This window comes from Providencia sp. 21OH12SH02B-Prov (assembly GCF_027362595.1).
Classification (GTDB): Bacteria; Pseudomonadota; Gammaproteobacteria; order Enterobacterales; family Enterobacteriaceae; genus Providencia; species Providencia zhejiangensis.
Genome location: NZ_CP114796.1, coordinates 359,856 through 375,495, shown reverse-complemented (window position 1 = coordinate 375,495; position 15,640 = coordinate 359,856). Strand labels below are relative to the sequence as shown.

Annotated in this window: 12 protein-coding genes and 3 tRNA genes; 5 read left to right on the top strand and 10 right to left on the bottom strand. The window is 43.2% G+C overall.

Going from position 1 to position 15,640, the window contains the following annotated elements; genetic code table 11:
- Positions 1 to 13: 13 nt before the first annotated feature.
- From miaA to tsaE, 4 genes are read right to left on the bottom strand one after another with little or no spacing between them, the layout of a single operon-like run.
- Positions 14 to 955, bottom strand: coding sequence for a tRNA (adenosine(37)-N6)-dimethylallyltransferase MiaA (gene miaA / locus O7C57_RS01785; RefSeq protein ID WP_196713723.1), 942 nt, complete (start codon positions 953 to 955; stop codon positions 14 to 16).
- Positions 948 to 2,912: a DNA mismatch repair endonuclease MutL gene (gene mutL, locus O7C57_RS01780; RefSeq protein WP_154623466.1), complete on the bottom strand. Its 1,965-nt coding sequence runs from the start codon at positions 2,910 to 2,912 to the stop codon at positions 948 to 950. The genes miaA and mutL overlap by 8 nt, the downstream gene beginning before the upstream one ends.
- A 12-nt stretch (positions 2,913 to 2,924) precedes the next feature.
- On the bottom strand, positions 2,925 to 4,217 hold the full coding sequence (gene amiB, locus O7C57_RS01775; protein ID WP_154623467.1) for an N-acetylmuramoyl-L-alanine amidase AmiB: 1,293 nt from the start codon (positions 4,215 to 4,217) through the stop codon (positions 2,925 to 2,927).
- 13 nt (positions 4,218 to 4,230) lie between these two features.
- Positions 4,231 to 4,695 (bottom strand): tRNA (adenosine(37)-N6)-threonylcarbamoyltransferase complex ATPase subunit type 1 TsaE, encoded by a 465-nt coding sequence (tsaE, locus tag O7C57_RS01770; RefSeq protein ID WP_154623468.1) that lies wholly within the window; start codon positions 4,693 to 4,695, stop codon positions 4,231 to 4,233.
- 345 nt (positions 4,696 to 5,040) lie between these two features.
- Between tsaE and queG the strand changes: the two genes are divergently transcribed.
- Positions 5,041 to 6,198 (top strand): tRNA epoxyqueuosine(34) reductase QueG, encoded by a 1,158-nt coding sequence (gene queG, locus O7C57_RS01765; protein ID WP_154623469.1) that lies wholly within the window; start codon positions 5,041 to 5,043, stop codon positions 6,196 to 6,198.
- Between the two features lie 687 nt (positions 6,199 to 6,885).
- On the opposite strand, the gene O7C57_RS01760 is transcribed toward queG, so the two are convergent.
- The 5 genes from O7C57_RS01760 to orn all read right to left on the bottom strand — a co-directional run bounded on the left by O7C57_RS01760 (position 6,886) and on the right by orn (position 8,598).
- Positions 6,886 to 6,961: transfer RNA gene (locus tag O7C57_RS01760), tRNA-Gly, on the bottom strand.
- 39 nt (positions 6,962 to 7,000) lie between these two features.
- Positions 7,001 to 7,076 (bottom strand) — tRNA-Gly (locus O7C57_RS01755).
- A 39-nt stretch (positions 7,077 to 7,115) separates the two neighbouring features.
- Positions 7,116 to 7,191 (bottom strand) — tRNA-Gly (locus O7C57_RS01750).
- 370 nt (positions 7,192 to 7,561) lie between these two features.
- Positions 7,562 to 7,774, bottom strand: a complete 213-nt coding sequence (locus O7C57_RS01745; protein ID WP_154624508.1) for a DUF1471 domain-containing protein — start codon at positions 7,772 to 7,774, stop codon at positions 7,562 to 7,564.
- Positions 7,775 to 8,055: 281 nt separating this feature from the next.
- Positions 8,056 to 8,598: an oligoribonuclease gene (orn, locus tag O7C57_RS01740; RefSeq protein WP_154624509.1), complete on the bottom strand. Its 543-nt coding sequence runs from the start codon at positions 8,596 to 8,598 to the stop codon at positions 8,056 to 8,058.
- 117 nt (positions 8,599 to 8,715) lie between these two features.
- Between orn and rsgA the strand changes: the two genes are divergently transcribed.
- From rsgA to O7C57_RS21520, 4 genes are all read left to right on the top strand, one after another.
- The gene (gene rsgA / locus O7C57_RS01735; RefSeq protein WP_163863233.1) at positions 8,716 to 9,768 is read left to right on the top strand and encodes a small ribosomal subunit biogenesis GTPase RsgA; all 1,053 of its coding nucleotides are present in this window, start codon (positions 8,716 to 8,718) and stop codon (positions 9,766 to 9,768) included.
- A gap of 157 nt (positions 9,769 to 9,925) precedes the next feature.
- Complete coding sequence (asd, locus tag O7C57_RS01730; RefSeq protein WP_247046951.1) at positions 9,926 to 10,837, top strand: archaetidylserine decarboxylase; 912 nt, start codon at positions 9,926 to 9,928, stop codon at positions 10,835 to 10,837.
- A 33-nt stretch (positions 10,838 to 10,870) separates the two neighbouring features.
- Positions 10,871 to 14,212, top strand: coding sequence for a miniconductance mechanosensitive channel MscM (gene mscM, locus O7C57_RS01725; RefSeq protein WP_163863237.1), 3,342 nt, complete (start codon positions 10,871 to 10,873; stop codon positions 14,210 to 14,212).
- Positions 14,213 to 14,276: 64 nt separating this feature from the next.
- Entirely contained in the window at positions 14,277 to 14,606 is a 330-nt protein-coding gene (locus O7C57_RS21520) for a hypothetical protein (RefSeq protein WP_154624512.1), read from the top strand.
- A gap of 12 nt (positions 14,607 to 14,618) precedes the next feature.
- Here the strand turns inward: O7C57_RS21520 and O7C57_RS01715 are convergent, their stop codons facing one another.
- Positions 14,619 to 15,410, bottom strand: a complete 792-nt coding sequence (locus O7C57_RS01715) for a tetratricopeptide repeat protein (protein ID WP_269723534.1) — start codon at positions 15,408 to 15,410, stop codon at positions 14,619 to 14,621.
- Positions 15,411 to 15,640 lie beyond the last annotated feature (230 nt).

Here is a 15,640-nt window from a genome sequence, read left to right as displayed (position 1 = left end):
ACAAACCTTGGCTCTATGCACATATAACCTGCATAACAGACTTAAGCGCTAGCTGTGGTTGTTCACTATCTAGCCAGTGAACATTTTCCCAGCTTCTCAACCAGGTAATTTGACGTTTTGCCAATTGGCGTGTTGCACAAATTCCCCGATAAACCATTTCATCATAATCTGTTTCGCCTTCCAGATAAGACCACATTTGTCGATATCCCACACAACGGATAGAGGGCAAGTCAACATGGAGGTCACCTCTGTTATAAAGCGCTCTAACTTCCTCTTCAAATCCAGCATCTAACATCTGATGAAAGCGTTGTTCAATGCGCTGATGTAAAATTTTACGATCTTGAGGCGCAATAGCAAACTGAAACACATTATAAGGTAATTCTTCACCTGCTGTTTGAGTCATTTCAGTCAAAGTTTTCCCTGAAATGAGATATACCTCTAAAGCTCGAGATAATCTTTGCGGATCATTAGGATGAATCCTAGCCGCCGCAACCGGATCAACCTCAGCTAAACGACGGTGAATGTCAGCCCATCCGTGTTGCTGTGCAATATCTTCAATCTCAGCACGGATAGCAGGATCCGCTGAAGGCAATGGTGAAAGCCCTTCTAACAACGCCTTAAAATAAAGCATTGTGCCACCCACCAGTAATGGAATTTTACCTTGAGAAGTAATCTCCTCCATTACATTTAATGCGTCTCGCCGGAAATCGGCGGCGGAATACGGCAAAGAAGGATCGAGAATATCGATCAGATGGTGAGGGGCTTGACTAAGTTCCTCTGCATTTGGCTTCGCTGTACCGATATCCATACCACGGTAGATCAACGCCGAATCGACACTGATTATCTCCACAGGCAAGTGTTGACGCAAAGCAATTGCCAACGCGGTCTTACCGGAGGCTGTCGGCCCCATCAGGAATATAGCATTCGGTTTTTTCTGAGTTAACAGTTCACTCATTTGTTAGTGTAGCTACCACGGGTTGTAAATTAATTAATTGTAATAATGTTGGTGACGGCTTTTTGACATACTGTGGACAAAGCCGCTCAACATCAGCGAGTAACTGAACTGCTTGTGCTAAGCTCCAGCTTTCTTGCATTTTTTCTCGAGAAACTGTTTTTGCAAGCCATTGAGCAATATCTTGATGAGAGACATGCTCTTTTGTCGACAAAAAATTCAGCAAACCTGAAAAAAGCTGAGATAAATTTTGTGTTCTTAGCGGTAACGATACCGCATGAATAGTTACTTTTCCATGAGATATCGTGGCTTCAACACCAAATAATGTCAATTGTTCCTTGTTACGTTGAAAAACCGCAATTTCATCAGCACTCAATGATAATTTTAACGGGATCAATAATGGCTGAGGTTTCAACGCTTCACCCTTTGGTGATAATTGAGCCAACTTCAGCAAATAATTTGCTTCTGTTAAGGATAACAGGATTAGCCCTAATGAAGACTCAATTAATGCAAAGTTTTTTGCGTAAATTGTCAATACTTTGCCAAATGTGAAGTTGTTGGCATTTTCTGCGACTGATTGGGAAGAAATTGTTGAAACATCTAGTGGTTGTCGAGCCGGAAATAATGGTTTTTTATCCTCTTCAGCCACAGGAACCGACATTAACGCCTGATATAACTGCCCTGCTTTTCGGTCATAATTTGAGGAAGAAGGGGAATAAGCGCTTTTTCCTTGAATATCACGATTGACTGATACCGCTGGCTGGGCCGATAGTGATGGCGTAAAACGCGCTTTTTTTGATTGCTCATCATGCTCTTGCTCGCGTTCTTCTTGAGTATAGGCCGCTTGTTTATTTTCCTGCGCACTAAAACCTGTTGGTGATGAAAAATAATTATCACCTGCGGAAGTCCGATTGGCTAATTCATGCGTAACAGGCTCAATGCCAGGCAATTCATCGGCGCCATGAGCATTCAACAATGCTGTCCGAACCCCTTGATAAATAAAATCATGGACTAAGCGAGCTTGATGAAAACGCACCTCATGCTTAGCAGGATGCACGTTCACATCAACTTGTTGAGGATCTATGGTCAAGTAAAGGACATAAGCGGGCTGTTGATTATCATCAAGGTGTCCTTCATAAGCTTGACGAATAGCGTGATTGATTAACCTATCTCGCATCATGCGGCCATTCACATAACAGTACTGAATATCACTGACAGAAAGCGTATTGTCAGGGGAGACTACCCAGCCTTTTATACCGAGATCGCCGTGCTCCCACGCGATTGCCAATGCGCCTTGCATAAACCCTGTTCCACAAACCGTTGCTAATCGACGTTCTTGTTGCACTTCATCATGAGCCGCTCGGTATTGCTTAACAAGCTTACCGTTATGATTCAAATTAATCGCTACGTCAGGCCGAGAAAGTGCAATACGTCGCACAATTTCGTCGATATGACCAAATTCCGTTTTCTCAGTACGCATAAATTTGCGGCGAGCGGGGGTGTTATAAAACAGATCAAGCACTTCTACCGTAGTGCCGTTTGGGTGAGCAGCAGGCTTTACCGTCACCGTCATATCCCGCCCTTCCGCATACGCTTGCCATGCTTCGGATTGTTCCGCGGGCTTTGACGTTAACGTTAAGCGTGAAACTGAACTAATACTGGCCAGCGCTTCCCCTCGAAAGCCCATACTCATAATGGCTTCAAGATCATCTAATGTCGCTATCTTACTGGTTGCATGACGTGCTAAAGCCAAAACTAATTCATCTTTACTGATGCCATTACCATTATCGCGAATACGAATTAATTTCTCCCCACCACGCTCAATATCGATATCAATGCGTGTTGCACCAGCATCTAAGCTATTTTCAACTAACTCTTTAACAACCGAGGCAGGACGCTCCACTACCTCTCCAGCAGCAATCTGGTTAGCAAGTTGAGGGGAAAGAATCTGGATCGCCATCGCTATCACCTCTTAATTAGGTGCGGCTTGCAGAGGGTTTGCTAGGAAATATTGGCGCAAACCTTGATGAATTGCTTCAGCAACTTGCTCTTGATAAGCGTCTGATTTTAGCAATTGTTCTTCCGCACTATTACTAATGAACCCTGTTTCAACCAAAATTGAAGGGATATCCGGCGAACGCAGTACGCCTAAACTGGCATGCTCAGGGCTACGTTTATGAATATTGCCAACTTTTCTGAGTTGTTTAATCACTTGGACGGCAACGTCATACCCCACTCGCTGTGAATGACCAAATTGCAAATCAAGGACCGCTTGGCTCAAATAAGGATCCGCACCACTTAAGGCATCACCAGCTCCACCTAATAATTCAGATTGTTTTTCGCGCTGCTCAAGCCAGTTACCTAATTCACTGTTAGCACGACGATTAGAAAGAACCCATACCGACGCCCCTCTCGCACTGCTGTTTGGCGCGGAGTCAGCATGAATAGACACTAACATATTGGCGCCTTTCTTACGTGCAACATCAGAACGGCCACTCACTGAAATAAAATAATCACCGTCACGGGTCATTGCCGGCTTAAACATGGGGTCTGCCGCCAATTTGGCATACAGTTTGCGCGCCACACTCAAGGTAACATCTTTTTCACGATAACCATTTTTACCTATCGCACCGGGGTCTTTACCACCATGGCCCGCATCAATTGCAATCACCACCTGTTTAGCACCTTTTGGCATCGTTTTATTGGCTTGCACTGGTACAGGCGTTTTTTGTTGTCCCGCCGCGTTCATTTTTAACGGCTTATCCTGTGCACTATTATTGCCAACGGCCTGTACTGGTTGAGTTATGTTATTCGACGGTGCAGATGTCCCACCTTTCCCTGTCGAAAGGCTAAACACCACTTGATATTGACCAGCAACTTGTTTCAGCGACGTTTGTACCTTGGCTGCTTTTGTCAGCTCCAAAACAATACGTTTATGCCGACTATCCGGTGGCTGACTCGTGCGAACAACTTTCACTAAATCACCCGCGGGGAGTTTCATCGGTAAACCCATAATTTCGCCATTTTGTTTAATATCAATGACGAGACGCTCTGGCGAATGCAGGGGAAAATATTTGTAGTCAGGGTTACCTCCAGCAAAGGAGAGTGTGACCTGTGCATTTGATGGGCTGTTATCTACTTGAATGTTCGCTAACGTTGCTGCCTGAACAGGCCGTGCAACGAGACAGAGCGCAAAAATCATCAATAGTAATAAGTAGGAAGCAATGCGCCTATCGGTTATTTTTCTTGGTAATGCATTCGTCATGAGCAATATATCCTTAAAGAGCGGGTAGTTCTTCTAACAACGACTCCCCATTTGCAGAAAAAGCAATCAAGTGAGCCTGACGTCCTTTATCCTGATAGGTCAAATGAAGTTCCAAGTCCGCCTCAGGTAGAAAACCTTTACCTTGTTGAGGCCATTCAACTAGGCAGATCGACTCAGGGGAAAAATAGTCACGGATCCCCATAAATTCCAATTCTTCTGGGTCGGCTAAACGATAAAGATCAAAATGAAAAACTTGTCGCTCAGGGAGATCATAAGGCTCAACCAGTGTGTAAGTCGGGCTTTTCACATGACCTTGATGCCCTAATGCCTGCAAAAAACCTCGACTAAACGTTGTTTTACCCGCCCCAAGATCGCCATACAAGTTAATCACTGCACCTTGTTTGCAGGCCTGTGCAACTGCACGCCCTAGTGCCACGGTTTGCTCTTCGTTGGCAAGTTGTAATATGCGTTCTTTCATGAATTATTCAATCAGCTATAGTAAGGAAAAAACAGATCAATGTTGATATTAACGACTATATTAACTCAAGCCGATCCATTTTTCTTAAATAACATTACAGAAATATTGGCATCATGGATATTAAATTAGTCATCGAACTTAATCACACAACGAGATTAACAAGCCGATATTTTGTGAATTCACCTAGCCATGATAAAGTTCTCAAGAAATGGAGGGCGTCCAGCTTAGATGACTGAACACGGTATTTGGGGTCTCACTCAAATAAGATGCATTCACAGACAAACAGACCACCAAACGTCAATAACGCTTAGCAAGGTATATAGCCTAGTATCACGATAAAATCTCATGGCAACACTTCTTGATCTCAACCTTCTCGCTCAAAATATCAAGCAATGGGGAGTAGAAATTGGCTTCCAGCAAGTCGGTATTTGTGACACTGACCTTTCGTTAGAAGAACCAAAATTGCAGGCATGGCTGGATAAACAGTATCATGGCGATATGGCGTGGATGGAACGCCATGGAATGATGCGAGCAAGGCCACATGAGTTACACCCTGGCACATTGCGCGTCATTAGTGTACGTATGAATTACCTTCCTGCAAAAGCCGCTTTTGCGAGCACTCTCAATGACCCTAAACTGGGGTACATTAGCCGTTATGCCTTAGGTAGAGATTATCACAAGCTACTTAAAAAACGCTTAAAAATGCTGAGTGACCGTATTTTAGCCTATTGTCGAGAACACACCTGTTCAGAAGAACTCAATTTTCGCCCTTTTGTTGATTCTGCTCCCATCTTAGAACGTCCACTCGCCGTCAAAGCCGGTTTGGGCTGGACGGGTAAACATTCGTTGATCCTCAATCGTGAAGCTGGATCCTGGTTTTTTCTCGGTGAATTGCTGGTCAACTTACCCCTTCCTGTCGATCAGCCCGTTGAGGAGCAATGTGGCCGTTGTGTTGCCTGTATGACAACTTGTCCGACGGGGGCAATTGTTGAACCATACGTTGTGGATGCTCGCCGCTGTATTTCTTACCTCACAATTGAACTGGACGGCCCAATCCCAGAAGCGTTTCGCCCCCTAATGGGAAACCGTATCTACGGTTGTGATGATTGCCAATTAATTTGTCCTTGGAATCGTTTTTCTCAATTAACTGACGAAGAGGATTTCAGCCCAAGACGGGTGCTACACACACCGGAGCTTCTCGATCTCTTTAGTTGGGATGAAGCCACTTTTTTAAAAGTCACTGAAGGCTCTGCAATTCGCCGAATTGGTTACCTGAAATGGCTAAGAAACATCAGTGTGGCATTGGGAAATGCGCCTTATCAAGACAATATCGTCATCGCTTTACGTTCCCGCTTAGGCATGGGGGAAATGCTAGATGAACATGTCCAATGGGCGATACAACAACAATTGAATCGTAGAGAAGAAAACCAAGTGACTATTCAAACTTCACAACAGAAACGCCTTGTACGTGCCATATCTAAAGGTTTGCCTAGAGACGCTTAAAAATAATACGTCATTATATCCTAAATAGACAAAAGTCAACCTCGTGTGAATAAAATAAAAAATTGCTTAACTGACAATGGTTAAAGGATTTGCAAGTTATGACACCCACATTTTCAGCAAATTTTTTTATACTTTAAATTCAATAAGATAATTAATAACTCTTGGAAATTATTTTTTCAATTATGTAAAAATACTCACAGACACATCCTGTGGATAACTCTGTGTAATAAAGTATTACAGAGACTTATAAGCGACTTTGTTTCGATAATAGATTGTGGATAACTTATTCACGGCAGGAAACTAAAATAAAGCGACTTTTTGCTACTCACAACAGAAGTAAAGTTATAAAAATGTAAGATTGGAACAATAAAATTAACTAAAACGGCAAAAAATAGATCTTTTGTATACTACGCAACCAAAACTATAACATTTGAAATAATAATTTATTTCCCCAATCAGTAAGGGGTGGCTATTCTATGGCGGCAACCTAATGAATGCAAGCAGAAAAATCCCCAAGATCCTAAAAAGATCCCGAACCGTATCAAGGCAGCGCCTTTCGCTTAGACTTAAAAGAATAATCGCCATATCGTTAACGATATTCAATATCGATAAATAACGGTTTTTGCTTAGGTAAGCGATCTGTGGCTTTAAAATGAGTGTGGATGGCGTCGAAAATACAGTGAATTTTGGAGCGGGAAACGAGACTCGAACTCGCGACCCCGACCTTGGCAAGGTCGTGCTCTACCAACTGAGCTATTCCCGCATTTGGTGTGAGTACTGCAACTAAAACACTAAGAGAGATTGGAGCGGGAAACGAGACTCGAACTCGCGACCCCGACCTTGGCAAGGTCGTGCTCTACCAACTGAGCTATTCCCGCAGACCGAAAATAGTGTTTTAGCAAAACATTAAGAGAGTTTGGAGCGGGAAACGAGACTCGAACTCGCGACCCCGACCTTGGCAAGGTCGTGCTCTACCAACTGAGCTATTCCCGCAAAACTGCATCTTTTTGCTTTACCGTACAGATAAAAATCTTCATCGGTACGGGGAGCGCATTATACGAGAAATTGCACGGCAGGCAAGTCCCTTGTCGCAAATTTTTCATTTTTTTGTTCGTTTGCTGATAAATTGGGCATTGTGATGATTTTATCAACGATGAAAGTAACCTTCTGATTTCAATCGGTTAACACTTTTTTACTTTTGTGTTATTCCGCATAACGCACTCAACAATAAAGCACGCTAACAGACATGTTGACAGCCATTTGATGATAAAGAGAGATGAGATAAATAGCGGTAAGCAGTTAATATCGCAAGCAACGGAGTGCCTTCAATAGGCATTCCGTTAACTCGACTTAGCAACAAGGCTTATTTATTGAGATCTGCACTCATTGTCACGAAATTACCAACACGCGCACTGGTAATTTTGTAGCTGTCCGCACCCGCCTCTTTTGCTTTCTGAGCAATCATAGCTTCGGTAGAAGCTAGCGTGTCACCCGTTGCTGTAACCGTTTGAGCTGAAGCGCCGAAAGCCACTAAAGATAACAATGAAGCTGTTGTTAATGTTTTAATCATGTTCATAATTTTTATCCTTTAATTTTATCGTTAAAATTGACTTGATAACCCTTGTTATCTGCTATGCCATTAATTTAACCTCAAGTTACCGCAAATAAAAGCAACTAAATTTGGCTTTGTTTATCAATTTTTTTGAATAAAAATAGCGAGATCAGCACTTCATCCTATTAGGAAAATAAGTCATGAATACGTCAACAATAACGAGGAGTTAAAGAAGGTCAGCTACTAACATAAATAGGCCACTTATCGGTGGCCCATCTATTTTTAATCGCCTGGTCTAATAGGCTTTATTTAATAAAAGTTTCGCGGTAATAGGCTAATTCAGCAATGGATTCACGAATATCATCTAATGCTTGATGGGTACCTTTTTTCGTAAATCCCCCCAGTATTTCCGGTTTCCAACGACGAGCTAGCTCTTTTAATGTGCTGACATCAAGGTAGCGATAATGGAAATAACTTTCTAATTCAGGCATATAGCGAAATAAAAAACGACGATCTTGACCAACACTATTACCACAAATTGGTGAAGCGCCTTTTGGCACCCACTGCTCTAAGAAAGCAATCGTCGCTAATTCAGCGTCATGTTCACTGAACGTACTGCTTTTAACACGTTCAACTAATCCACTTCCTGTATGCGTATTGACATTCCATTCGTCCATCAAATCCAATTGCGCTTGTGTTTGATGAATCGCAATGACAGGACCTTGTGCTAAAATATTAAGTTGACTGTCCGTAACAATAGTCGCGATTTCGATAATACGGTCACGCTCAGGATCGAGACCGGTCATTTCTAAATCGATCCAGATTAAATTATTCTCATTCTTTTGCATCATATACCCTAACTTGATCCGGTGGAATTCGTGTATGATAGCGCGTTTGAGGTATCGACGCGATCCACTCAATGAAGCAAACAAAAAAACTCAGCCAACAATATCAAGAGAGGTCAGGTGGCTAAGCAGAAATTGTCAAAAGGCCAGCAGCGCCGCGTGCAGGCAAATCATCAAAAAAGACTGAAAAAACAAAATGTCACTGAAATTGATGATAGTCAACTAGGAGAGGCACAAGAAGGGCTAGTTATCAGCCGGTTTGGACAACATGCTGATATTGAAGCCAATGACGGTACATTGCAGCGTTGTAACTTGCGCCGCACTATCTCGTCTCTTGTGACTGGCGACCGTGTTGTTTGGCGCCCGGCACTGAATACGCAAACAGATAACAAGGTGAACGGCATTGTCGAAGCGGTTCATGAGCGCCGCTCAGTCTTAACACGACCTGACTATTATGACGGGCTGAAACCCATTGCTGCGAATATTGACCAAATCGTGGTGGTTTCGGCAATCCTACCGGAACTTTCTCTCAATATTATTGACCGCTATTTAGTGGCTTGTGAAACCGTTGGTATTCAACCAATTATTGTTCTGAATAAAATTGACCTGTTAGACCAAGAGAACCGCGAATGGGTCAGTGAGCTGATGACGATTTATCGCGATATTGGCTACCAAGTCCTCGAGGTATCCAGTCATACCAACGAAGGAATGGAAGCGCTCACTAACTTATTAGAAGGCAAAATATCGGTCTTTGTGGGGCAGTCCGGCGTGGGTAAATCCAGTTTACTGAATGCATTATTACCACATAATGAGGAAGCTATTTTAGTAAATGAAGTGTCTGACACCTCGGGGTTGGGCCAACACACGACAACAACGGCGCGCTTGTATCACTTCCCTCATGGAGGTGACGTTATCGACTCTCCGGGCGTACGTGAATTTGGCTTATGGCACCTTTCAACGGAACAAGTCACCAAAGGATTTGTCGAATTTAAAGATTATTTAGGTGGCTGTAAGTTCCGAGATTGTAAACATTTGGATGATCCCGGCTGCCTACTGCGTGAAGCAACAGAAGATGGGAAAATCGCGGAATCACGCTTTGAAAATTACCACCGTATTTTAGAAAGCATGGAGCAAGTGAAACCGCGTGGTAATTTCACGGGGAAAGAGAAATAAACCGGCTTAAAACGTAAGTGTGTGCTTACATTTTTTTATAGACGCACAGGCTAAAGGTAAAGATTTTTAAGCCCATCGAAACAAAATAGCCTATTTAAAAAAGCAAAGGTACAATAACGCCTTTTTGCTAACTGGCCTTTTCGAATTTGAGGTTAACGTGCTAGATAAGATTAAAATACGTTTACAATATTTATTACCAAAACAAGGTCTTACACAACTTGCGGGCTGGTTTGCCAACAAGCAAGCTGGCTTTATCACTCAGTGGGCCATAAAACTATTTGCTAAAGCCTATAAAGTGGATATGAGTGAAGCACAAAAAAGCGAATTCACCGCTTATGCCACGTTTAATGATTTTTTTGTACGACCATTGAAAGACGAAGTTCGCCCATTGGTTGAAGGTCAACATCAATTAGCCCAACCTGCTGATGGCGCTGTCAGCCAATTAGGCCCAATTCAAGACGGTCACATTTTCCAAGCCAAAGGTCACAATTATACGGTGGAAGCTTTACTGGCGGGTAACTATCAGTTGGCAGAAAAATTTCGTCACGGCGACTTTATTACCACTTACTTATCTCCAAGTGATTATCACCGTGTTCATATGCCTTGTGATGGCTTATTAACCGAAATGATTTATGTTCCTGGGGATCTTTTCTCTGTGAACCCACTCACTGCCGCCAATGTACCGAATTTATTTGCACGTAATGAGCGCCTGATTTGTGTGTTTAAAACCGAGATAGGTCTGATGGTACAAATTTTAGTTGGTGCAACAATTGTCGGTAGTATTGAAACCGTCTGGAGTGGCTGCGTTAATGATCAACGCCAAGGTATTATTCAGCGTTGGACTTATCCAGACCAATTAACTGAAAATGCGGTATTCCTGAAAAAAGGCGAGGAAATGGGTCGTTTCAAACTTGGCTCAACCGTTATCAACCTGTTCGAAGCTAATACAATCCGTTTCAATTCTTCACTGATCCCAGGTTATGCTACCCGTATGGGTGAGCTATTGGCTGAAACGGTCTCAAATGACACTTTAGCGGCGGCTACCGCTGAACAAACAGAAACTCAGTAATACTCAATTAATGATTTGAAGGAGCTCCCGACTGTGCGCTTGATTATCAGTTTTTTTTTCAGCCTGCTAATCGCCTTTTCTGCGGCTGGGGCTCCTAATACCACGCTAAATGAAGCACAGATTAAGCAGGAGCTGTCTCAACTAGATCCGAGCAAAAATCCCAAAGATGCGGAGATAGCGCAAGCTTTACAAGGCGCTCTCAACTGGATCAGTGAAGCCAATGAAGCGGATGCTAGAGCCAAGTCTTACCAAGACGCCATTGATAATTTCCCTAAAATTATTAAAGGGTTAAGGCAAGAATTACTCAATGAAAGTGATGAGCCACCGGCTATCCCTGCCAATATCAGTTTGTCTGAGCTTGAACAACAAATTATTCAAGTCAGTAGCCAACTACTTGAACAAGGAAGAAAAACTCAGCAAGAACAAGATAAAGGACGTGAGATTAGTGAGTCACTCAGTGCGCTTCCCAAGCAGTTGTCAGAGTCACGACGCTTGCTTTCTGAAGCGGCTTTTCGTTTACAATCGCTAAGTACGCCCTCGACACCATTAGCGGAAGCGCAGTCAATCCTTGCTCAAGCAGAAGTAAGTGCTCGCAAATCCGAAGTTAATGAATTGGAAATGGCACAGTTATCAGCCAATAACCGCCAAGAGATTTCCCGTGTCACATTAGAGATCAATAAAAAACGCTACAACCGGCTAGAACTTGAACTACAAAAATTGCGTGAAGTGCAAAACACGTTACGTCAGCAAAAAGCCGTATTAGCCCTTGAGCATACTGAAATGCTGGCTGAGCAAGGCGAGCTGACCCCTTTTCTAAAAGAACAAATTGATATTAACCGCAAATTGTCACAAGAGCTAACTGACCAAGCGGTTCGCATGAACAATATCAGTACTAGCCAAGCAGAAATTTCCTCGGGTATCCAAGATGCACGCCAAGCACTCACCACTATTCGTGAACAAGCACAATGGCTTGATGGTTCAAGTACGTTAGGAGAAGCCTTACGCACTCAGCTATCACGCCTACCTGAGATCCCTAAAAGCCAACAGCTTAACCGTGATATGGCTGACTTACGTGTGCAAAGGCTAAACTATGAAGACATGCTTGATCGGCTATCCAAGCTGGATACTGCCACACAAGAAACTGAAAATAATTTAAGCCCAGCACAAGCACAAGTTTATTCATCGCTGATCAAAACGCGTAAAGAACTGCTCACGGCACTGATTTCAGGCTTTGATACAGAAATGCTTGAGCTAACGAAATTAAACGTAGCCACTAGCCAGCTCACCGATGCATTGAAAGATGTAAAAGATGCCTCACACCGTTATCTGTTTTGGGTCGCTGACGCACCGCCAGTAACGCTTCACTATCCTGTCTTATTGATCACTGATATTACCCAGTTGCTCTCTTTAGACACCTTATCGCAACTGACCGGTGCCTTAAAGGTGATGCTGACGACCCAAGATACTTTTTTGTATCTGCTCGGCTCAATCATTTTAGTTATCTTCAGTATCAGCACTCGTAAGCATTATCAGGATTTTCTTGATCGCGCTAGCTTACGTATTGGTAAAGTCACCCAAGACCATTTTTACCTCACTGTACGAACCATTTTTTGGTCTATCATTGTGGCGCTACCACTCCCGATGATGTGGTCCGCCATTGGCTACGGGTTACAAAGTGCATGGCAATACCCGATGGCGGCGGCGATAGGCTATGGCGTCAGCGCGACGACGCCGGTGCTATGGCTGTTTATGATCAGTGAAACCTTCTCTCGCCCCACAGGGTTATTTATTGCACACTTCGGCTGGGATAAAGATGCCGTAAAACGTGCGATGCGTTACTATCGCCTCGCTATTTTCGTTATTGTCCCCTTGATGATGGCGCTGATTACTTTTGAGTATTACAGTGACAGAGAATTCGCCTCAACCATTGGTCGCTTCTGTTTCTTGTTACTATGCTTTGCATTGAGTTTAATGACCAATAACTTGCGTCGCACACACGTTCCACTCTACCTTGATAGACATGGCTCAGGCGATAATCTCATCAACAAGGCATTATGGTGGATGCTACTCGGTGCACCAGTCGTCGCTGCCTTTTTCTCTCTGTTAGGGTATTTTTCAACCTCTCAAGCCCTGCTCGGTCGTTTAGAAACCTCGGTTGCCATCTGGTTTGTGTTATTAATTATCTATCATACTATCCGCCGTTGGATGTCAATTCAGCGTCGTAAACTCGCCTTTGAACGCGCCAAACAGCGTCGTGCAGACATCTTAGCCCAGCGGGCAAAAGGAGAGGATGACTCACAACAGCCAAACGCCAGTGGAGAAGGTAGTATTGATATTGATGAGCAAGTGATTGACCTTGATGCGATCAGCGCACAATCCGTCGGCTTAGTACGTTCGATACTTACGATGATTGCCTTAGTCTCTCTGATTTGGCTGTGGTCTGAGCTGCACACTGCATTTTCGTTCCTTGAAAATATTCGCTTGTGGGATGTCACCTCTACCATTAATGGTGTTGATACTGTGCAACCAATCACGATGGGATCGATTTTTATCGCCATCTTGATCATCATTGTCACCACGCAATTAGTCAGAAATTTACCTGCATTGCTTGAGTTAGCGGTGTTACAGCATTTAGATTTAACCCCTGGCACGGGTTATGCCATAACCACACTGACGAAGTACTCACTCACTATCATAGGCACCATTGTTGGTTTCTCTATGTTGGGGATCGATTGGTCGAAATTACAGTGGTTAGTCGCCGCCATGGGGGTTGGGTTAGGCTTTGGTTTACAAGAGATCTTTGCCAATATCATTTCCGGTCTAATGATCTTGTTTGAAAAACCTATCCGAATTGGTGATACCGTCACCATACGCAATTTAACGGGTAGTATTACTAAGATTAACACCCGTGCGACCACCCTGACTGATTGGGATAGAAAAGAAATTATTGTGCCCAATAAGGCCTTTATTACAGAACAGTTTATCAACTGGTCTCTCTCTGACACCATCACACGTATTGTTATGACTATCCCTGCTCCTGCGGATGCAGACAGCCAGCAAGTCACCTCCATCATTCTCAGCGCGGCTGAACGTTCGAGCATGATATTGGATAACCCGAATCCTGAAGTTTATTTGGTCGATTTACAACAGGGTATTCAGATTTTCGAATTACGCGTCTATGCTGGCGAAATGGGGCACCGCTTACCAGCACGGCACGAAATCCATCAAAATATATTGGCGGCATTTGCAGAACAAGGGATTACCTTGCCATTCCCTCCATTCCAAGCACGCGTGGATATACGTGATAATGCATTACAAAGTGCAACGAATAATCTTGCAGGTCGCAATCCTCCACGTAAATCAGGAGAGCTATAACCGCAGAACTTAATGGTCAATAACTTAAGTTATTGACCATGATACTAATTTTTAAGGTAGTGAAATGAAAGCACCTATTGATCCACAAGATGAGCAGGTTTTATTACGAGTCACTCAATTTGATAAAGTTGGCTCGATCCTCTTTTTCCTGATCCCATTGATTATCTTGTTAGTCGTCGGAAAATCATTTGCCGTCTATATACTCTATTTATGGCAAGCGCTTTCCCTACTCTATATTGTGGCTTATCGCATGTTGGTGAGTAAATTATCAACCAAAGCGTTACAGTTAAATGTACGTAGAGGCTGGGGATACAATCGGTTTTATCGTATGAGTTGGGCCTATCTCGTGCTATCGATCATTATCATGGTGGGATATCGGATCATATCCCACTGAGTTTACTGTTCGTCAGCTCGCCTTAGATCCATAGGATTGAATATAATTCTCAGCGAGTTGCTGTGCTTGTTTTAAGTCATTTTCATTTAATTGCTCGGCAATTTTATTTTGCAATTTCTGGCTCTCTTTATTACCACTATAAACTGCGGTTGCCAGCCAAGCATAAGCCTGTTGCAGGTTTTTCTTGACGCCTTTCCCTTCTGAATACATGACACCTAAACGATCTTGCGCTTTTGCATCACGCTGTTTAGCTGCTTTACGGAACCAAAACACGGCTTTTTCATTATCCTGATCAACACCGCTACCAATTGAATACATTTGGCCGATGTGGAATTGCGCAATGACATTGCCACCTTGCGCTGCTTTCCTAAACCAATAAGCTGCTTTTTCGAGATCTTGTGCGACACCAAGCCCTTGTGCATACATCATCGCCATGTTGGTTTCTGCACGGGTGTCATTTTGTTTAGCGGCTTGTTGATACCAAAGCATCGCCTTATCGTAGTCTCGACGCACACCGAAACCATTCACATACATCGTACCTAATTGGAATTGTGCATCAGAATTACCTCGGTCACCTGCTTTAATAAACCATTCCGCTGCAATTTTTGAGTCCTGAGAAACGCCATTGCCTTTAAAATAGCGCTGACCTAGAAGGTATTGCGCTGTTGGATCACCTTTTTGTGCTAACTGCGTAATTTGCTCTATGGTCTGTTGAGGAGGTGCCGATTTTGTCGACGGCGTGGCAAGTAACTGTGAACTATAGCAAACAGAACCTAATAAGAGCGCTAACGCAATTTTTTTCATCCTAAACAACCCTCAACAGTGCAAAATACCGACTGAGAAAACAGTGTGATCCATTATTATCGGCAGGCTGCGGTTTGACTATAGCCTAAACTCACAGCCGACTCGTCATAGTTTAATGCGACTTTCATACAGAAAGAATAGGAAAATTGAGTTTATTACTGATTTAGCACATTTTTTACTTTTATTATAGAAACTGAGGTATTTCCTGACCAAGTCAAATAAAAACAGAC